This is a genomic window from Halalkalibacter flavus (assembly GCF_036663575.1).
Lineage (GTDB): Bacteria > Bacillota > Bacilli > Bacillales > Bacillaceae_D > Halalkalibacter > Halalkalibacter flavus.
In genome coordinates this window covers 1-273 of record NZ_JAWRVK010000225.1, presented here as the reverse complement: position 1 = coordinate 273, position 273 = coordinate 1, and the positions used below count along the sequence as shown (strand labels likewise).

Here is a 273-nt window from a genome sequence, read left to right as displayed (position 1 = left end):
GTGCGCATCTCCTTCAAGGACCTGGTGGCCCAGCCCCGCCGCCAGCTCACCACCCCCACCTGGAGCGCCATCATCAACCAGGGCCGGGCCTACAGCCCCTACACCTTAAACGTGGAGCGCCTCATTCCCTGGCGCACCCTTACGGGCAGGCAGCACTTCTACCTGGACCACCCCAACTACCTGGCCTGGGGTGAACACCTGCCCACCTACAAGCCGCGGCCGGACGTCCTCATGCTCCAGGAAACGGAAAAGAGTGCCCTCGAGGCCCAGGGC

Annotated in this window: 1 protein-coding gene; it reads left to right on the top strand. The window is 65.9% G+C overall.

The window, feature by feature from the left end; translation table 11 throughout:
• Window positions 1-273 (top strand): hypothetical protein (locus tag SAY88_RS25045; RefSeq protein ID WP_332635133.1); only part of this gene is annotated, 273 nt, incomplete at both ends.